Annotated in this window: 15 protein-coding genes; 7 read left to right on the top strand and 8 right to left on the bottom strand. The window is 72.7% G+C overall.

Translation table 11 applies throughout. The features are described 5' to 3' along the window. Positions 1-81: 81 nt before the first annotated feature. Positions 82-546, bottom strand: a complete 465-nt coding sequence (locus Dvina_RS09925) for an aminoacyl-tRNA deacylase (protein WP_223102165.1) — start codon at positions 544-546, stop codon at positions 82-84. Further along, positions 543-1,418, bottom strand: coding sequence for an LLM class flavin-dependent oxidoreductase (locus tag Dvina_RS09930; RefSeq protein ID WP_223102166.1), 876 nt, complete (start codon positions 1,416-1,418; stop codon positions 543-545). Before Dvina_RS09930 ends, Dvina_RS09925 begins: the two co-directional genes overlap by 4 nt. A gap of 61 nt (positions 1,419-1,479) precedes the next feature. Here Dvina_RS09930 and Dvina_RS09935 point away from each other — a divergent pair, with 61 nt between their 5' ends. The 3 genes from Dvina_RS09935 to Dvina_RS09945 all read left to right on the top strand — a co-directional run bounded on the left by Dvina_RS09935 (position 1,480) and on the right by Dvina_RS09945 (position 5,078). Continuing rightward, the gene (locus tag Dvina_RS09935) at positions 1,480-2,838 is read left to right on the top strand and encodes an FAD-dependent oxidoreductase (protein WP_223102167.1); all 1,359 of its coding nucleotides are present in this window, start codon (positions 1,480-1,482) and stop codon (positions 2,836-2,838) included. Between the two features lie 25 nt (positions 2,839-2,863). After that, positions 2,864-4,669: an alpha-amylase family glycosyl hydrolase gene (locus Dvina_RS09940; RefSeq protein WP_223102168.1), complete on the top strand. Its 1,806-nt coding sequence runs from the start codon at positions 2,864-2,866 to the stop codon at positions 4,667-4,669. A gap of 64 nt (positions 4,670-4,733) precedes the next feature. Continuing rightward, positions 4,734-5,078: a hypothetical protein gene (locus tag Dvina_RS09945; protein WP_223102169.1), complete on the top strand. Its 345-nt coding sequence runs from the start codon at positions 4,734-4,736 to the stop codon at positions 5,076-5,078. Here the strand turns inward: Dvina_RS09945 and Dvina_RS09950 are convergent. Continuing rightward, positions 5,069-5,986 carry an NAD-dependent epimerase/dehydratase family protein gene (locus tag Dvina_RS09950; protein WP_223102170.1) on the bottom strand — a complete coding sequence of 306 codons (918 nt, stop codon included), beginning with the start codon at positions 5,984-5,986 and terminating at the stop codon, positions 5,069-5,071. The two genes, Dvina_RS09945 and Dvina_RS09950, sit on opposite strands and share 10 nt — an antisense overlap. Before the next feature lie 109 nt (positions 5,987-6,095). On the opposite strand from Dvina_RS09950, the gene Dvina_RS09955 reads away from it, so the two are divergent. The 3 genes from Dvina_RS09955 to Dvina_RS09965 are packed head-to-tail and all read left to right on the top strand — an operon-like array spanning position 6,096 to position 11,181. Next, positions 6,096-7,136 carry an endonuclease domain-containing protein gene (locus Dvina_RS09955; protein ID WP_223102171.1) on the top strand — a complete coding sequence of 347 codons (1,041 nt, stop codon included), beginning with the start codon at positions 6,096-6,098 and terminating at the stop codon, positions 7,134-7,136. Beyond that, positions 7,133-8,038, top strand: a complete 906-nt coding sequence (locus tag Dvina_RS09960; protein ID WP_223102172.1) for a hypothetical protein — start codon at positions 7,133-7,135, stop codon at positions 8,036-8,038. Before Dvina_RS09955 ends, Dvina_RS09960 begins: the two co-directional genes overlap by 4 nt. Continuing rightward, positions 8,035-11,181, top strand: coding sequence for an ATP-binding protein (locus Dvina_RS09965; protein WP_223102173.1), 3,147 nt, complete (start codon positions 8,035-8,037; stop codon positions 11,179-11,181). The genes Dvina_RS09960 and Dvina_RS09965 overlap by 4 nt, the downstream gene beginning before the upstream one ends. 28 nt (positions 11,182-11,209) lie before the next feature. Here the strand turns inward: Dvina_RS09965 and Dvina_RS09970 are convergent, their stop codons facing one another. Next, positions 11,210-13,024, bottom strand: a complete 1,815-nt coding sequence (locus Dvina_RS09970) for an arabinofuranosidase catalytic domain-containing protein (protein WP_246656126.1) — start codon at positions 13,022-13,024, stop codon at positions 11,210-11,212. 261 nt (positions 13,025-13,285) lie between these two features. On the opposite strand from Dvina_RS09970, the gene argG reads away from it, so the two are divergent. Further along, positions 13,286-14,746, top strand: a complete 1,461-nt coding sequence (argG, locus tag Dvina_RS09975) for an argininosuccinate synthase (protein ID WP_223102175.1) — start codon at positions 13,286-13,288, stop codon at positions 14,744-14,746. Between the two features lie 102 nt (positions 14,747-14,848). On the opposite strand, the gene Dvina_RS09980 is transcribed toward argG, so the two are convergent. From Dvina_RS09980 to Dvina_RS09995, 4 genes are read right to left on the bottom strand one after another with little or no spacing between them, the layout of a single operon-like run. Further along, entirely contained in the window at positions 14,849-15,556 is a 708-nt protein-coding gene (locus Dvina_RS09980; protein WP_223102176.1) for a uracil-DNA glycosylase, read from the bottom strand. 10 nt (positions 15,557-15,566) lie between these two features. Then, complete coding sequence (locus Dvina_RS09985; protein ID WP_223102177.1) at positions 15,567-16,964, bottom strand: MFS transporter; 1,398 nt, start codon at positions 16,962-16,964, stop codon at positions 15,567-15,569. A gap of 33 nt (positions 16,965-16,997) precedes the next feature. Continuing rightward, on the bottom strand, positions 16,998-17,594 hold the full coding sequence (locus tag Dvina_RS09990; protein WP_223102178.1) for an MBL fold metallo-hydrolase: 597 nt from the start codon (positions 17,592-17,594) through the stop codon (positions 16,998-17,000). Further along, positions 17,591-18,259 carry a maleylpyruvate isomerase family mycothiol-dependent enzyme gene (locus tag Dvina_RS09995; RefSeq protein WP_223102179.1) on the bottom strand — a complete coding sequence of 223 codons (669 nt, stop codon included), beginning with the start codon at positions 18,257-18,259 and terminating at the stop codon, positions 17,591-17,593. Before Dvina_RS09995 ends, Dvina_RS09990 begins: the two co-directional genes overlap by 4 nt. Positions 18,260-18,264 lie beyond the last annotated feature (5 nt).

The raw sequence follows: 18,264 nt of genomic DNA on the forward strand, positions 1-18,264 counted from the left end.
TAGAACCGCGAGATCCAATATGTCGGGCATTTGCCGAAAAATACCCACATCGGCGCGGTTCATTGCGGAGGAAAAAGCCCGTCAATCACCGGGCTCCGAGATGTCCGCGACCGTCGCATTCAGCACGTCGATGGCCGCGTCCGCGCGTACCGCGAGGGCCAGACCGAGCCGGCCGCCGCCGAGGCTTATCTCGCGGCCGCGGATGCGCTCGTCGGCGATCACCGGCCACGCCGTGGTGGCGCCGAACGGCGTGATGGTGCCGCGCTCGTAGCCGGTCACGGCCTTGGCCGTCGCGGCGTCCGGCATCGACATGCGGGCCACGCCGAGCAGGGTGCGCAGCTTCGGCCAGGAGATGACCCGGCCGCCGGGGACCAGGACGAACCGGTAGTCGTCGGCGGAGAGCCGGACCACTATGGTCTTGACGATGTCGGCGATCTCGACGCCGCGCGCCGCGGCCGCCTCGGCCAGGCCGGCGACGGGGCCGTGCTCGACGACCCGGTAGTCGATGCCGGAGGCGGCCACCGCCTCCACCGCCGGGCTGGTCACCGCTCCACCAGCGGGCGGACGCGCTCGGCCACGAAACGTACGAACCCTTCGGGGTCCGGATCGTCGGCCGTGGGCTGCAGAATCACGCGGTCGGCCCCCGCCTCGGCCCACTGCCGGACCCGCGCGGCGACCGCGTGCTCGTCGCCGGCGGCCATGACGTCGAGATCGTCGGCGTAGCCCCACCGGGTGCGCTCGGCCGCGAGACGCGCTGTCGCGTCCGGGCCGGTCGCGCAGTGCAGGTAGACCACGAGGTGGGAGGGGTCGGTGCGGCCCGCGGCCGTGCGGCCCTCGTCGGCAAGGGCGCGGGCGCGGCGTACCCCCGCCACATCCGTGCCCGCGGTGAGCAGCGTGCCGTCGCCGACCTCACCGGAGAGGCGGATGGACTTCGGGCCCGTCGCGCCCACCAGGATCGGCGCGGGGCCGGTCGGCGGCCAGTCCAGCGCCACGTCGTCGAGGCGCACGTAGCGGCCCTGGGTCGAGACCCGCGCGCCGGCCAGCAGGGCCCGCAGCGCCAGCGTGTACTCCCGCAGCAGCGTCAGCGGTGACTCCGCGCGGGCGCCGACCTGGCCCATCCAGTCCTGCACGCCGTGCCCGACGGTAATGATCGGGCGGCCCGGGAACAGCCGGAACAGCGTGGCCACCTCCATCGCGGCGACCGCGACGTTGCGCAGCGGGACCGGCAGCAGCCCGACGCCCACCCGAAGATTCGAGCTCCAGGCCAGCGCGGCGGCGGCGGTGGTGAGGCCGCCCTCCAGGAAGCAGTCCTCCCACAGCCACAGCTCCTCGAGCCCGGCGGCATCGGCGGCGGTCACGACGGACCGCAGCCGCTCCGGCGGCAGCTGCGGCAAGAACACGGCACCCAGGGTCGTCATGTGGATCAGTCTTCCACCCGACTGAAGGTGGCGGTGGCACGGAATGGAACGCGCACAGGGCATGACGCACACACACGCCGTCGTCCTCGGCGGCAGCATGGCGGGCCTGCTCACCGCGCGGGTGCTGACCGAGCACTTCGAGCGGGTGACGATCGTCGAGCGCGACTCCCCGACCGGCGGGTGGACGGGTGATCCGCATGCCGATCCGCGCGAACGGGAGGTGCGCCGAGGGGTGCCGCAGGGCCGGCACGCGCACGGCCTGCTCGCCGCCGGCCTCAACGTGATCGAGCGGCTGTTCCCGGGCGCCACCCGGGAGCTGGCCGCGGCCGGGATGCCGACCGGTGACGTGCTGGGCAACGTGCGGTTCTGCGCGAACGGGTATCGGCTGAAGCAGGTGCCGGCCGGGATGGACGCGGTGTCGTTCAGCCGGCCGTATCTGGAGACGTGGATCCGCTCCAAGGTGTTCGCGCTCCCGGGCGTGGCCGTGCGCGGCGGGCACGACATCGTCGGGATCGAGGCCGACGCCGCGCGGACGCGCGTGATCGGGGCCCGCATCCAGGCCGCCGGAGAGCCGGCGGAGACGCTCACCGCCGACCTGGTCGTCGACGCCACCGGCAAGGGCTCCCGGGCCCCGCGCTGGCTGGCCGAGCTGGGCTACGAGCGTCCGCGCGAGGAGCGGCTGCAGGTCGACCTGGCCTACGTGTCCCGCCCGTACCGGGTCGACCCGGCCCTGCTCGACGGCGACATCGCGATCATCATCGGCCCGTCGGTGGCGGCGCCGCGCGGGGGCGCGGTGATGCTGCAGGAGGGCGGCCGGGCGGTGATCACGCTGTTCGGCATCCTCGGTGACCACTCACCGCTCGACGACGCCGGCTACCGCGCGTACGCCAAGCGGCTGCCGCTGCCCTACGTGTCCGACATCATCGAGGCGTCCGAGCCGCTCGCCGCCGAGGCGGTCAAGTACCGGTTCCCGGGCAGCACCCGGCACCGCTACGACCGCCTCCGGCGCTTCCCGCAGGGCTTCGTGGTGCTCGGCGACGCGATGTGCTCGTTCAACCCGATGTACGGCCAGGGCATGTCGGTCGCGGGCATCGAGGCGCTCAAGCTGGGCTCGCTGCTGGAGCGCGGCGAGCTCGACGCGCTGCGGTTCTTCCGGGAGGTCAAGCCCGTCGTCGACATCCCGTGGCAGATCGCCACCGGCGGCGACGCGGCGCTTCCGGGCGTGCAGGGCGGCCCGAAGGACATCGGGACCCGCATGGTCAACCGGTACCTCAACCGCCTCTACGCCGCCGCCGAGCACGATGAGGTCGTCTCGCTGGCGTTCAGCCGGGTCACCAACCTGCTCGACCCGCCGACCGCCCTCATGCGCCCGCGCATCGCCCGGCGGGTGTTGGGCAGGCGACGCTTGGCGGCCGCTTAAGGGCGTGACGTGCGACGATCGGGAGGTGCCGTACCGCCGGATCGCCGACATCGACTTCGCCGCGCTCACCCGGGGGCCGTTCCACCCGTCCCCGGACGACTGGGCCGACGAGGTGCTCTACTTCCTGATGGTCGACCGCTTCTCCGACGGCGGCGAGCGTGGCTACCGGGACAGCGACGGCACCACCGTCATGACCGGCACCACGCCGCCGCTGCGGGAGGCGGACCGGGGCAACGCGGTCCGGACCGCCGCCGACGCCGCGCGGTGGCGTGACGCCGGCGTCGGCTGGGTGGGCGGCACCCTGAACGGCCTGCGCTCCAAGCTGGGCTACCTGCGCCGCCTCGGGGTGAGCGCGATCTGGGTGAGCCCCGTGCTCAAGCAGGTCAGCGGGGCCGCGTCGTATCACGGGTACGCCATGCAGGATTTTCTCGCGGTCGACCCGCACTTCGGCACCAGCGAGGACCTCAAAGCCCTGGTGGCGCAGGCGCACGCCGAGGGACTCCGGGTCGTGCTCGACGTGGTGCTCAACCACGCCGGCGACGTCTTCGGTTACGAGGGCGACGCGCAGCCGGTCTGGACCGGGCAGCGCTATCCCGTCCGCGGCTTCCGCGCCCCCGACGGCCTCGCCAGCCTTCCCGTCGGCCCGATCCCGCAGTCGTACCCCGACGGCGGCGTCTGGCCGGCCGAGCTGCAGAGCACCGCGACGTTCACGGGCAAGGGGCGCATCGTCGACTGGGACCGCTATCCGGAGTACCTGGAGGGCGACTTCGAGGACCTCAAGGACATCGCGCTCGGTACCGGACCGGCCGACGACTACACGCCCTCGGCCGCGCTGCTGGCGCTGGTGCGGGCATACCAGTACTGGATCGCCTACGCCGACCTCGACGGCTTCCGGGTCGACACGGTCAAGCACATGGACCCGGGCGCGGCCCGCTACTTCGCCTCGGCGATCCACGAGTTCGCGCAGTCGATAGGCAAGGAGCGCTTCTACCTGATCGCCGAGATCACCGGCGACCGCGCGTTCGCCTACAACACCCTCGACGCCGTCGGCATGGACGCCGCGCTCGGCCTGGCCGACGTGCAGGACCGCCTGGAGCGCACGGCCAAGGGCGGCACCGACCCGGCCGAGTACTTCGCGCTGTTCCGCAACTCGCTGCAGGTCGGCCGCGACTCGCACGCCTGGTTCCGGGACAAGGTGGTGACCGCCTACGACGACCACGACCAGGTCCGCAAGGGCCCGTGGAAGGCCCGCTTCGCGGCCGACGAGCCCGGCCGCCGCCTGGCCCTTGTCGCGCTCGCGCTCAACGCCGCCACGCTCGGCATCCCGTGCATCTACTACGGCTCCGAGCAGGGGTTCGACGGCCAGGGCGGGCACGACCGATACATCCGCGAAGCCATGTTCGGCGGCGAGTTCGGCCCGTTCCGCAGCCGGGGCGGGCACGCGTTCGACGAGGACCACGAGACGTACCGCCAGCTCAAGCAGATCCTCGCCGTCCGCCGCCGGCTCCCGGCCCTGCGCCGCGGCCGGCAGTACCTGCGCCCGGTCTCGGCCGACGGGGTCGTCTTCGGCCCGCCCGCCCCGCGCGGTCTCCTGCCCTGGTCGCGCATCTTCGCCGATCATGAGGTACTGATAGCCGTCAATACTGATGCGGACCGGGTGCGCACCGCCTGGGTCACCGTCGACAACGACCTGCACGCCGAGGGAGACCTGCTGACCTGCCGATACTCCAGTGAGCCGGCGTTCGCCGGCGGTCGCGTCTCGGTCTCGGCCCGCAACGGCAAGGCGGTCCAGCTGACCGTCCCACCGGCCGGGATCGTCATCTACGAATAGCTGTCGATGAACAACCAGACACGGTAATATCACCGGTCGTTACATCGATCACCGGGAGTGCGATGTGCGAACGCGTGAAGTGCCTGACCACATCTTCGAGAAGCTGATCGGCGCGCTCGTCGGCGAGTCGGCGATCGCGCTGCTGACGCAGCGGGCCCGCGGGGCGACCCTGCACGCCGGCGAGGCGTTCGGGCGGGTGCTGGCCTGGCTCTGGGAAACCGCTGACGACGTCGTACCGTATGTGGCCGATCTGATCGCGCAGGTCCGCTACCACGCGCCCGGGGCGTGCCCGGAGATGTCGCTCGACGACGTGCTCGGGGCGGTAGGCCGGGCCGCCGCCCCCATGCCACCGGCCGAGGCCGCGGCGATGCTGGCCACCCTGCGGGCGGGGCTGCCGGCCTACCTCTGACGCCACTGCCGGAGCAGCTCGGCCTCGCGCGCTCGGCTGAGCCGGCCGGGCTGCGCGGGCTCCAGCCGGGCGTCGCGGATCGTCTGCGCGAGCGGCCGGAACGTCAGCCCGGCCGCGATCGCCCTCGCCGGATCGGCCCGGTTGACCGCGGCCTCCTCGTCGGCGGCCGGCCAGAGCGGCAGGTCCTCGTGGCCGACGCCGCGCGCGAGCAGGAACTCCGGATCGACCCAGGTCAGGGTGGCGTCGGTGCCGTCCTGCATTGCGGTCAGCAGGTCGCCGAACGAGAGCCGCTCCGCGGGCCCGCTGGGGTGGAAGATCCCCGGCCGGGACCGCGCGGTCATCTCCAGTGCCCAGGCGGCCAGGTCGCGGGCGTCGATGAGCTGGATGGGCTCCTCCGGCCGGCCGGGCGCCAGCACCTCGCCGCCCTCCGCGATCCGCTTGACCCACCAGGTGAACCGCACCAGGTGGTCGTACGGCCCCACGACGTAGGGCAGGCGCAGGATGAGCGGGCGGCCGAAGCGCTCCTGCGCGACCCGCTCGCAGGCCGCCTTGAGGCCGCCGTACGAGTCGTCGTCACGGAGGCGGGCGTCCTCGGTGTAGCCGGCCGGCGGGTCGTCGTACACGGACACCGTCGAGATGAACGTGTAGAACCCGGTCTCGAGCACCTCGGCGAGCCGGGTGACCTGCTCGGGCCGGTACGCGCTCACGTCGATCGTGGCGTCCCAGCTCCCCTCGGCCACCTCGCCGAGGTCGCCGTCCCGGTCCGCGATGATGTGGCGGGCCTGCGGGTACAGCTGCCGCCCGGTCTTGCCTCGATGCAGCAGAGTGACCTCATGCCCGGCGGCCAGCGCCGCCTCGACGATGTGCCGCCCGACGAACTGCGTCCCGCCGACGATGAGCATCCGCATGCACGCATCTTCGCAGAGGTGCGGTGCCGGAATGCCTGGGTCGTTCGGGTGGCGGCTGCGTATGATCAACGGAGTGCTTCCGGATAGGCACGGACAGTACGGTGCCTGCATGGCCCCTGTGGCGGCGTTGGCACACTGGTGGGACGGGCCGCCGCGCCGCCAGGTCAGCCACCTGAGCGGGGTGGTGCCGGACCTGCTCGCCGTGGCCCTCGACCCGCTGCCGGCCGCCGCGCCCGCCGTGGTGTCGTTCCGCCCGGCCCCGCCCGGGTCTCCTGGTGATCAGGTGCACGACGTGCTGCGCGGGCTCGACCGGGCGGCCGTCGCCCTCTTTCCGGCCTGGCTGCCGGGCGCCGAGGCCCTCGACGGATCGAGCGCGCTCGGCGTGGCCGCGGTCCGGGCCCTGGCCGAGCGCACGGCCGCCGGCTCGCACAACTTCGGCCCGTTCCTGGCCGACCTCGCCGCCCGTGCCCTGTCCGGTGTCAGCGGGTCCACCTTCCCCGCGGAGGTGCGCGCGGCCGGGCTGGCCCGGGTCATCGCCGCCGCCTACGGCCGCGACCACCTCGTCGTCATCGCCGAGCTGCCCGGCGACGCGGACCCGGCCGCCGAGCGGGCGCTGGTGCACGCGGCGGAGTGGCTGGTCCACCACGCCGACGTGACGGTCTGGCTCGCGGGCGCCCCGCTGCGCAGCGTCGACCGGGTGCGCTCCGTGCGGTTCACCCTGCCGCCGGCGATCGCCACCCTGCCGGTCCCGCCGGTCCGCCCGGCCGCGGGGGCGCGCGTGACGTACCCGCCGCGCTCGGGGGTGCCGCGCGCCGACAGCCCGGCCGAGCAGGCCCTCGAACGCGCCCTGGCGGGGTGCGACTGGGCCCACGGCCGGCACTGGAACCACGACTACGACCCGGCCCCGCTGGGCCGCCGCTACCGCCTGGACCTGTACTGGCCGGCCGAGCGCCTGGTGGTCGAGGTCGACGGCGACGAGCACCGGGGCGTGACCCAGTTCGCCGACGACCACCGCCGCGACGTCCACCTCCAGCTCCACGGCAACCACGTCCTGCGCTTCACGAACGAGGACGTCCTGGCCGACGTCCGGCTCGTCGTCCACAACATCAGACAGCTGCTCGAACGGCGGCGGAAAGGCTCTTCGCGATGAAACCAGCTCTGGTCAAGATCCTCAAGGTTCTCCAGGAAAACGGCCCGATGGACAACAAGCAGCTCAAGGCGGCGGGGGCGGGCGAGCTCACCGGAACGGACAAAAACAAGCTGAACGATCAGGGCCTGGTCGTCACCGAAAAGGTCGGGCGGGCGTTCGTACACACGCTCACGCCGGCCGGTCGCGAGCAGCTCCCGTCGCTGGAGCAGCCGGTGGTGCGGCGGCCGGTGCCGGCCTCCGCGCCGAAGCGGCCGGGCGCCGGCCTGTCACCGAATCAGATCCTGGCCGTTGTCGTGCTCATGGCCGAGGCTCGGGAGCTGACGAATGCCGAGTTCGCCGAGATCGCCGGCTTCCCGCTCAACGGCCGGGACAACGCGAGGCTCGTGAAGCTCGGCCTGGTCGAGACCGACAAGAGCACCCGGCCCTTCTCCCACCAGCTCACCGACGCCGGCTGGAGCCTGGCCCGGACCCTGCACGAGACCGAGCCGCCGAAGGAGGGCCGCTCGGCGATCCGGACCCTCTTCGCGCTGATGGCAAACGTCGGGCGGGCCCTGGATCGGCTGCAGATCAGCCACGGGGAGTTCTTCAAGCAGACGCAGGGCACCGTGGACGCGGCGCCGGCCGGCACCGCCGGGCCGGAGGACCTGGAGGGCGCGATCCGGGCCGCGTACGCCGAACTCGCCAACCCGCCCGGCGCCTGGGTCGGCCTGGCCGATGTGCGGGACCGGCTGCCGGACGCCGACCGGGCGGCCGTCGACGCGGTGCTGCGGGCCATGCTGTCCCAGCCCGGCGTGCGGGTCATTCCGGTGGCCAACCTGAAGGCGCTGCAGCCCCGGGACCGCGCGGCCGCGGTACGGATCGGCGGCGAGGACAGTCACATGATGGCGATCAAGTCGTCATGATCACCGAGATGCAGCGGGCGGTGCTGCGCTCCTTCGACTTCAACCCGGCGCCGACGCCTGACGACGTGTGGCGCGACTCCCGGTACAACGTGCCGGAGCTGCACGAGAAGACGGCGAAGGAGATCGTCAGCGGCACCAACCGGGCCCGGCGGGAGGACATCTCCAAGCCGCTGAGCGTGGCGATGCAGGGCCGGGCCGGCTCGGGCAAGACGCATCTGCTCGGCGCCATCCGGGAGACGATCCAGGCCAACGGGGGATACTTCGTCCTGGTCAACATGATCAGCGGCCGGACGTTCTGGTCCAGCACCGCCCTGTGCATGGTCGAGTGCCTCGATCAGCCGGCGAAGGGCTGGACCAGTCAGCTGGTGCGGTTCCTGCGCACGCTCAGCGTCGACCTGCACCTGCCGACCGAGGTGCGCGACGCGATCGCCGGTGACAAGGCGCTGACCAGGTCGGACCTCGACGCCTTCATCGATGCGCTGCGGACCGAACACCGCGACGTCGGCAAGCAGTGTCAGGACACCGCCCGGGCTCTGGTGCTCAACGGGTCGAAGGACTTCGAGGCCCAGGACGTCGGCTACGCGCACCTCATCTCCGAGCTCGGTGACCCCGAGGGGCGGCGGCGGTGGGGCCTGTCGCAGGCGGTCCGCAGCCCCCAGCAGATCGTGCAGGACATCTCCCGCTTGATGGCGCTGCCGATGGACCCGACCGTGATCGCGATCGACCAGATCGACACCCTGTTCGCCCAGACCACCACCACGGTGTTCGGCCCCGCGGAGACCCTCGACGACGAGAAGGCCGGCCTCCTCGGTCAGGTCGCCGACGGGCTGCTGGTCCTCCGCGAGATCACCCGCCGCACGCTCGTCGTGGTCTCCTGCCTGCCCGACACGTGGGCCCTCATCGAGCGCAACGCACCGGGCCCGGTGAAGGAGCGGTTCCGGCTCGAAGAGTTGCCCGACTGGATCCCTACCGATGAGATCGCCGAGGCGATCGTCGCGCGGCGCCTGCGTGCCACCACCTTCGGGGCCGCGTACGACACCTGGCCGATCCGCCCTGAGGCGTTCAAGGGAATCCGTTACAAATACACGCCCCGTGCGCTGCTGCGTATGGTCGAGGCCCACGTGCACCGGTGCCTCGACGAGGAGCGGGTCGTGGAGCTGGACCGGTTCCCGGACAACGTGGATGATTCGACGTCAGCGACCGTGCGGAAGGCCGAGGCCCCGCCGGACCACCTGGCGGCGATCGACGTGCGGTTCGCGGAGCTGGTGGGGGCGCTCGACGTGTCCGCGGCGCTGCAGCACACGACCGAGGACGCCCAGATACCGCCGTTGCTGGCCGCCGGGCTCACCGCGTGGATCGACGAGCAGGCGCCGACCGGGGTCACCTACAAGCACGACCCGCTGCCGAGCCGGAAGCCCTCGCTGCACGGGCGGCTCATCGAGGTGCTCGACGAGTCGATCGAGAACGAGGCGCACTGGGGGTTCCGGGCGATCAACAGCCCGAGTGCGGTGGCCGTCATCAGCCGGGTCAAGGCGGCCTCGACGATGGCCGGGCTCGACGCGGCCGTGCCGCAGCGGCGGCTGATCGTGCTGCGCAACTCGCCGTGGCCGACCGGGAAGCGCACCGGCGAGGTCGTGGACGCGTTCCACGCGGCCGGCGGGGTCGTGGTCAGGATCTCGGAGCGGGACCTCAAGGTCTTCGCCGCCCTGCAGCACCTCGCGGTGGCGCCGCCGCCGCATTTCCAGGAGTGGCTGCAGTCGAGGCGGCCGGCCAGCGGGACCGCGCTGTTCGCGGAGACGCTGACCCCGCCCGCTAACGCGTCCGCGCGTGAGGTGGCCGAACCGCCCGCGTCCGCGCGTGAAGTGGCCGGATCGCCCGCGTCCGCGCGTGGCGTGGGCGGGCCGCCCGCGGTTGCGGCGGGCACGATCACGCTGGGGAAGGAGGCGGAGTCCGGCGCGGCGTTCACCGTCGGGCTGGAGTCGCTGCGGCGGCACACCGTGGTGTTCGCCGGGTCCGGGTCCGGCAAGACGGTGCTCATCCGGCGGCTCGTGGAGGAGTGCGCGCGGGCCGGGGTCTCGTCCATTGTGCTCGACCCTAACAACGACCTGGCCCGGCTCGGCGACCCGTGGCCCGCGGCGCCCGCCGGGTGGGGGCCGGGCGACGACGAGCGGGCCGCGGACTACCTGGCGAACACCGATGTCGTCGTCTGGACGCCGCGGGTGACGAGCGGGCGGCCGCTGGCGTTCCAGCCGCTGCCGGACTTCGCGCCGGTGCTCGACTCCGCCGACGAGTTCGACCAGGCCGTCACGTCCGCGGTGGAGGCGCTGGCCCCGCGGGCCGGGGTGCACGCCGGGACCCGGGTCGCCCAGCAGGGGCGGGCGGTGCTGACCGAGGCGCTCGTGGCCTACGCGCGGGCCGGGCACTCGGGGCTGCGCGGGTTCGCGGACTTCCTGGCCGACCTGCCCGAGGGCGTCAGCCGGCTGGCGAAGGCGGCCAAGCTGGCCGGGGACGCGGCGGAGACGCTCAAGGCCTCGATGGTGACCGATCCGCTGTTCGGCGGGCAGGGGGCCGCGGTCGACCCCGGGGTGCTGCTCACGCCGCCGGCCGGGAAGCGGGCCCGGGTGTCGGTCATCAACCTGGCCGGGCTGAACTCCGACGAGCAGCGGCAGAGCTTCGTGAACCAGCTGCAGATGGCGCTGTTCGCGTGGATTAAGCGGAATCCGGCGGGGGATCGGCCACTGGGCGGGCTGTTCGTGATGGACGAGGCGCAGACGCTGGCGCCGGCGACCGGGAGCACGCCGTGCACCGCGAGCACGATCGCGCTGGCCGCGCAGGCGCGCAAGTACGGCCTCGGGCTCGTGTTCGCGACGCAGGCGCCGAAGGGGCTGCACAACCAGATCTCCGGCAACGCGACGACGCAGTTCTTCGGGCTGCTCAACGCGCCCGCGCAGATCGATGCGGCAAAGGAGCTGGCGCAGGCCAAAGGCGGGCGGCTACCCGATATCGGGCGGCTGTCCAGCGGGTCGTTCTTCGCGGCCGGGGAGGGGTTCTCGTTCGTGAAGATCGCCGCGCCGATGTGCCTGTCGCACCATCCCTCGGCGCCGCTGACTCCGGAGGAGGTGGTGCGGAGGGCGCGCGGGTGAGGTACCGCCGCGCCCTCCGCAGTGTGCATCAGTTGAGTGTGAACTTTTGGGCGGCGCTGCCGTTGCAGTCCCAGATCTGCAGCCGGGTGCCGTTGGCGGTGGCGCCGTTGGGGGCGTCGAGGCAGCGGCCGGACTGGGGGTTGCGCAGCGAGCCGTCGGCCTGCTGCTGGAAGACCTGGCCGCCCACGCCGTTGCAGTCCCAGAGCTCGACCTGGGTGCCGTTGGCGGTGCCGTTGCCGTTGATGTCGAGGCAGCGGCCGAGGGTGCGCAGGGCCCCGTTGGACTGGTGGAACCAGTGCTGGTCGGCGGCGTAGGACTGGCAGTCCCAGAGCTGGACGGCGGTGCCGTTGACCCCGGAGTCGTCGGCGGCCACGTCGACGCACTTGCCGCCGGGGCCGACGTTCGTGCCGCCGCCGTTCACGGCGAACTTCTGCGCCGCGGAGCCGTTGCAGTCCCAGATCTGCAGGCGCGTGCCGTTGCCCGTGCTGCCGTTCGGGGAGTCGAGGCAGCGGCCGGACTGCGGGTTGCGCAGCGAGCCGTCGGCCTGCTGGACCCACTGCTGCCCGCCGACGCCGTTGCAGTCCCAGAGCTCGACCTGCGTGCCGTTGGCCGTGCCATTGCCGTTGATGTCCAGGCAGCGGTTGATGGTGCGCAGCGAGTTGTCGGCGAAGTGCGTCCAGTGCTGGTCCTCGGCGAAGTTCTGGCAGTCCCAGAGCTGCACGCCCGCGCCGTTGGTGCCGGTGTCGTCGGCGGCCACGTCGACGCACTTGCCGCCGGGGCCGGCGATGGTGCCCTGCGGACCGTTCGGCACGTTCGTCTGGCCGCTGTAGCCGACGCTGACGACGTTCGTCTGGATCGCGTTCTCGGCGGCGTCGGTCGGGTATCCGGCCACCATCGCACCCTCGAACCAGGTGCCCCGGTTGCGGTTGGAGTTGTCACCGCCGATGCCGAGGATGATGCCGCCTTCCTGGTGCATCGGGCGGTACCCGGCCTTGTCTGTCGGCAGCGCGCCGTTCCACCAGGTCGTGAGCCCGCCGGACTGTGAGTTGCCGCCTTTGAGGGCGTACGTGGTCTGGCCGTTGTTCTTGAGGACGGCGGTGACGTACGCCGAGTTGTTCCCCGGGTTCGGGTTCGACCCGTTGCCGCCCTGGAACATGCCGTTCTCCATGTCCGCCTCGATCCACGGGCCGGAGCCCTGGCACGGCGGGAAGAAGCAGGTCGTGGCGATGCTGACGGCGTCCATGTGGCCGTTGCCGGTGTCGAACGGCGTCGACTCGGCGTTGCCGTAGTCGAAGCAGCAGTCCGAGTTCACGTGCGTGCCGCTGGCGACCATGTAGACGCCCTCGGGCTGGCCGTTGACGGCGACACCGGGGGCGCGGCCGTTGAAGCGGTAGCCGACGCCGGGTGACACCCACAGCCCGTACACCTTGTGGCCGCCCGCGGTCACGGCGATCTCGGCCGCGTCCGCGCCCCGGTCGCCGGAGCCGGCACCGCCGTCGGGCGCGATGGTGAGGTCGCTGTGGTTGCTCGTCTGGTCGTAGATGCGCGTGATCCGGCACGTGGTGCCGTTGCAGAACGCGTCCTGGTCGGCGGCGTTGGCGTACCCGCCCGCGGCGAGCAGCCCGATGTTGTGCGTGGCCCCGCTGTCGGCCCGCTGCACGGTGTAGAGCGGCCCGTTGTACGCCGCGAACAGCGCCCGGGTCGTGCTGTGCGCGGCCACGCAGGCCGTGCCGTTGGAAGCGTAGATGTCGCACGGCAGGGGCCCGGCGGCCTGCGCCGTCCCGGTGAGCCCGACAATGCCGGCGGCGGTGAGGGCCAGGCTCGCGACGAGGGAGAGGACCACTCTCCGCCGCCGGCCTGGTCGTGATCGACTGACCACGGAGGACCTCTTTCGTTCGGGGGTGTGATGGAGCCCGATGGCGGTGGACCCCGGCAACGCATTGGTGTCTCAGTATGGTTGTTCACGATCGTCTTTGGTAGAACATGTTGATAAGTGTTGGATCACCGGCGTTTCGGTGTGACGGGACTGTCATATACGCCCGATCGGCGTGTCGTGAGCCATCGGGGTTGCATGGTTATGCAGAGTCTCGTATATGCTTGAGGCGTGTCCAAGGTCCTGAACTCCCTGCCTCTTGGTGAGCGCGTCGGTATTGCCTTCTCCGGTGGGCTCGACACGTCGGTTGCGGTTGCGTGGATGCGCGACAAGGGCGCCATTCCGTGCACCTACACGGCTGATCTCGGGCAGGCCGATGAGCCCGACATCGCCTCCGTGCCCGGGCGGGCGACCGCCTACGGGGCGGAGATCGCCCGGCTCGTCGACTGCCGGGCCAGCCTCGTCGAGGAAGGGTTCGCGGCGCTGGCCTGCGGGGCGTTCCACATCCGATCGGGCGGGCGGGCGTACTTCAACACGACGCCGCTCGGGCGGGCGGTGGCGGGGACGCTGCTCGTGCGAGCGATGCTCGAGGACGACGTGCAGATCTGGGGCGACGGCTCGACGTTCAAGGGCAACGACATCGAGCGCTTCTACCGCTACGGGCTCCTGGCCAACCCGGCGCTGCGGATCTACAAGCCGTGGCTCGACGCCGAGTTCGTTGGCGAGCTGGGCGGGCGCAAGGAGATGTCGGAGTGGCTGGTCGCGCACAACCTGCCGTATCGCGACAGTACCGAGAAGGCGTACTCCACCGACGCGAACATCTGGGGCGCGACGCACGAGGCCAAGTCGCTTGAGCACCTCGACGCGAACATCGAGATCGTCGACCCGATCATGGGCGTGCGGTTCTGGGACCCGGCCGTCGAGATCCCGGCGGAGGACGTGACTGTCGGCTTCGCCCAGGGGCGCCCGGTCAGCATCAACGGCAAGGAATACGCCTCCGCCGTCGACCTGGTGCTGGAGGCCAACACGATCGGCGGGCGGCACGGCCTGGGCATGTCCGACCAGATCGAGAACCGGATCATCGAGGCCAAGAGCCGCGGCATCTACGAGGCGCCGGGGATGGCCCTGCTGCACGCCGCGTACGAGCGGCTCATCAACGCGATCCACAACGAGGACACGGTCGCGGCGTACCACAACGAGGGCCGCAAGCTCGGCCGGCTCCTGTACGAGGGCCGCTGGCTCGACCCGCAGGCGCTCATGCTGCGCGAGGCCCTGCAGCGCTGGGTCGGCTCGGCCATCACCGGCGAGGTCACCCTGCGCCTGCGCCGCGGCGAGGACTACTCGGTCGTGGAGACGGCGGGCCCGGCCCTGTCGTACCACCCGGACAAGCTCTCGATGGAGCGCGTCGAGGACGCCGCCTTCGGCCCCGTGGACCGCATCGGCCAGCTCACGATGCGCAACCTGGACATCGCCGACTCGCGGGCGAAGCTGGAGCAGTACGTCACGCTGAACGTCATCGGCAGCCCGCACCCGATGCTCATCGGCGCCAACCAGACCCCGTCGGCCGACCTCCTGGGCGCCATGCCCGCCGGCGGCGCGGCCGCGATCGCCGCCCGCGGCCCGGCCCTCGTCACCACCGACGCGGACGCCGAGCTGCTCGACAGCGCGGCAATGGAGTTCGGCACCGACTGACCCCCCAACCCTCCGGGAGATCATGGCGGCGCACCGGCCGGGCCAGGACAGCCCGGCCGGCTGCGCCGCGCCCGCCGTCGACGGGGGCCCGCTCGGCGGCTGTCACAGGCGGGGCATCGCCGGGGACCAGCGCACCGGTGGGGTGCCGGCCGCCATCAGCGCCGCGTTGATCCGGCTGAACGGGCGGCTGCCGAGGAAGCCCGACGTGTTCATGGGGCTGGGGTGGCCGGCCCGCAGGACGACGTGCCGCGGGTTGGTGATCAGGGGTGCCTTCGCCTTCGCGGCCGCGCCCCACAGCACGAACACGACCGGCTCGGCCCTGTCGTTCAGCGCCCGGATCGTGGCGTCGGTGACGTTCTCCCAGCCGTGGCCCTTGTGCGAGTTCGGGGTACCGGCGCGGACCGTCAGCACCGCGTTCAGGAGCATCACGCCCTGGCGGCACCAGGCGGTCAGGTCGCCGGACGGGGGCGGTTCGACGCCGAGGTCGTCGCGCATCTCCTGATACACGTTGCGCAGTGACGGCGGGACCGGCACGCCCGGCGGCACGCTGAAGCTGAGGCCGTGGGCCTGGCCGGGCTTGATGTACGGGTCCTGCCCGAGGATGAGCACCCGCGTCGCCGCGAGCGGGCACAGCTTGTACGCGGCGTAGATGTCCTGCTTGCGCGGGTACACGGGGCCGGAGTTGTACTGCTCGACAACGAACGCGGAGAGCGCGGCGACGACGTCGGGGTCGACGTAGGGGCTGACCGCCGCGCGCCAGTCGTCGGGCATGAAGTCCAGCAGGTACACGGGCTTCGTCGGTTCGGCCATGGCCGGCAATCTATCGCGTCCGCGGGAGGCGGACGGCCGCGGCGACGCCGGCCGCCGCGATCAGGGCCATGAGGGCGAAGACGACGGCGAACGGCGCGGCCGGCGCGGCCGGGCGCACGGTGAAGACGGCGCCGGTGACCGCGACGCCGGTGACGGCCGCGACCTGCCGGATGGTGCTGAACATCCCCGATGCGGCGCCCGCGGCGGACGGGTCGACGGCGGCCATGGCGGCGACCGACAGCGGCGACCACGCGACGGCGTTTGCCGCTCCGAGCACCGCTGCTCCACACGCAGACCACCACGGGTGTACGTCAAGCACGACGACGAGCCCGATGAGCAGCATGCTCGCGGTGAGCAGCGCCAGGCCCACGATCGCCGGCCGGCGGGGCCCCGCACGGTCGACCCACCGGCCGCCTGCCGGCGACAGCAGCGCCGCGATCACCGCGTCCGGGGCCATGACCAGTGCGGCCTCCAGCGGTCCGAGGCCGCGGACCTCCTGCAGGTACAGCATCGCCGGCAGCGCGGACGCGATGACCACCGTCCCGAGCGCGGCCACCGCGACGCTCGCCGCGCGGAACCCGGGCGAGCGCAGGACCGCCGGCGGGGTCAGCGCCACGGGCCCGAGCCGCCGCTCGCGGGCGACGAAGGCGGCCAGCAGTACCGCCGCCGGCCCGCCCGCGGCGGCGATCCCGGCCGCCGGAAGGTCCCGCCAGGCCAGCAGCGCCCAGACGAGCAGGCCGAGACCGGCGGTGCTGAGCAGCGCCCCGGGCAGGTCCAGCCCCGCGGCGTGGCCGGGGCTGCCCGGAATCCAGCGGAGCCCCAGCAGCAGCGCGGCGCCACAGAGCGGGACGTTGACCAGGAACACCCACCGCCAGTCCAGGGCCGCGGTCAGCACCCCGCCGAGCAGCGGCCCCAGCAGCGCCCCGGCCGACGCGACGGTGCCCCACAGCCCGAGGGCCCGCCCGCGCTCGCCGGCGTCGAACAGCCGCCGGATCAGCGTGAGCGGCTGCGGCGCCATCGCGGCCGCGGCCAGCCCCTGCACGACGCGCAGCAGCACGAGCCAGCCGATCGACGGCGCCACCCCGCACAGCGCCGAGGCCACCGCAAACCCGGCCATCCCGGCCAGGAACACCCGCTTCGGGTCGTACCGATCACCCAGCCGCCCGGCGACGAGCAGCGGCACCGAGAACGCCAGCAGGTATCCGGCCGTCACCCAGAACACCCCGGCCACCCCGGCCCGCAGGTCCTGCTGGATGCGCGGGCTCGCGACGGCCACGATCGTCGTGTCGAGCAGGATGACGAAGAACCCGGCGAGCAGCGCGGCCAGCCCCGCCCACCGGCCCGTCACCGGCCGGGCGCGCGGCACGCGGCCAGGGGCGGGCGCTCCGCCCGGGAACGCCGGCTCCACGGAACCTCCGTCAGGAGATCGAGCCTGCCGGGGCTACCAGCCTCTGGCGCGCCACTGCGGGATTGACGGGCGCTCGGCCCCGAGCGTCGAGTCCTTGCCGTGGCCGGGGTGGATCGTCGTCGAGTCCGGTAGCGGGCCGAAGACCTTCGCCTCCAGGTCGCCCATCAGGGAGTTGAAGTCGGCTGGGTTCGTCGTCTTCCCGGGACCGCCGGGAAACAGGGAGTCGCCGGAGAAGAGGTGGCCGCCGTCCTGCGCGTAGTACAGCGCGATCGAGCCCGGGGTGTGGCCCACCAGGTGGATCACCGAGAGCGTGCTCGCGCCGACCTGGAGGGTGTCGCCCTCGTGCAGGTAGGCGGTGACGGCCGGGATCTCGGGGGCGTCGGCCGGGTGGGCCAGGGACTCGGCGCCGGTGGCGGCCAGGACCTCCTCCAGGGCGATCCAGTGGTCCGGGTGGCGGTGGGTGGTGACGACCGCGCGGATGCCGCCCGGCTCGATGAACTGCAGCAGGCGGGGTGCCTCGTTGGCCGCGTCGATCAGGACTGCCTCGCCGGTGGCGCGGTCGCGCAGCAGGTACGCGTTGTTGTCCATCGGGCCGACCGACAGCGACGTGATCTCGAGTCCGGTGGTCATTTCCAAGCCTCCAGGTCGGGCCGGTCGCCGGTGAGGTCCGTGCCGTCGCTGCGGCCAGTGAGCCAGGCGGCCAGGGCGTGGACCTCGCCGGTGACGGTCGGGGCGTCGGCGACGGCGAGCAGGGTGGTGCCGTCGGGGGTGGTCAGGGTCGCGGCGCGCGGGGTGGCCGGGTCGTGCAGGATGCGCCGGGAGAACGCCTCGGGCCAGTCGGACGGCCGGTAGGCGGCGTCGAGATCGACGTGGTGCAGCTCGACCTCGCAGAGGCGGGACCAGACCAGGCGGGCCGCGGGGATCTCGGTGCCGGAGGGCAGGGCGACGACCGCGGACCAGGACTCGGCGGGCAGGGCGTCGATCGCGGTGGCGAGGCGGGTCGCGGCGGCGGCCAGGTCGGCGCGCTGGACTTCGGCGGGGCGGCCGGCGCCGGCCTCGATGTCGGCGTCGCGGGCGGCCGGGGAGGCGTAGGCGGGGGTGCGGACGCTGGTGCGGGCCCAGGTCAGCAGGTTGACGTACGCGTCGGCGTTGCGGGCCAGGTGGGTGACCACGTGGCCGCGGGTCCAGCCCGGGCACAGCGACGGCCGGGTGAGGTCCAGGTCTTCGAGGGTGGCGAGGAGGCGGGTGGTGGCCCGCTCCAGCTCGGCGTTGAGGGCCAGCGGATCGGCGGTCACCGCCC

Source organism: Dactylosporangium vinaceum (assembly GCF_019904175.1).
Lineage (GTDB): Bacteria > Actinomycetota > Actinomycetes > Mycobacteriales > Micromonosporaceae > Dactylosporangium > Dactylosporangium vinaceum.

Bases quoted from the DNA above. Each gene is read 5' to 3' on its own strand.
- Dvina_RS09965 (WP_223102173.1), top strand. From the start codon at position 8,035: ATGATCACCGAGATGCAGCGGGCGGTGCTGCGCTCCTTCGACTTCAAC.
- Dvina_RS09935 (WP_223102167.1), top strand. From the start codon at position 1,480: ATGACGCACACACACGCCGTCGTCCTCGGCGGCAGCATGGCGGGCCTG.
- Dvina_RS09990 (WP_223102178.1), bottom strand. From the start codon at position 17,594: ATGACCACCGGACTCGAGATCACGTCGCTGTCGGTCGGCCCGATGGAC.
- Dvina_RS09980 (WP_223102176.1), bottom strand. From the start codon at position 15,556: ATGGCCGAACCGACGAAGCCCGTGTACCTGCTGGACTTCATGCCCGAC.
- Dvina_RS09955 (WP_223102171.1), top strand. From the start codon at position 6,096: ATGGCCCCTGTGGCGGCGTTGGCACACTGGTGGGACGGGCCGCCGCGC.
- Dvina_RS09960 (WP_223102172.1), top strand. From the start codon at position 7,133: ATGAAACCAGCTCTGGTCAAGATCCTCAAGGTTCTCCAGGAAAACGGC.
- Dvina_RS09930 (WP_223102166.1), bottom strand. From the start codon at position 1,418: ATGACGACCCTGGGTGCCGTGTTCTTGCCGCAGCTGCCGCCGGAGCGG.
- Dvina_RS09950 (WP_223102170.1), bottom strand. From the start codon at position 5,986: ATGCGGATGCTCATCGTCGGCGGGACGCAGTTCGTCGGGCGGCACATC.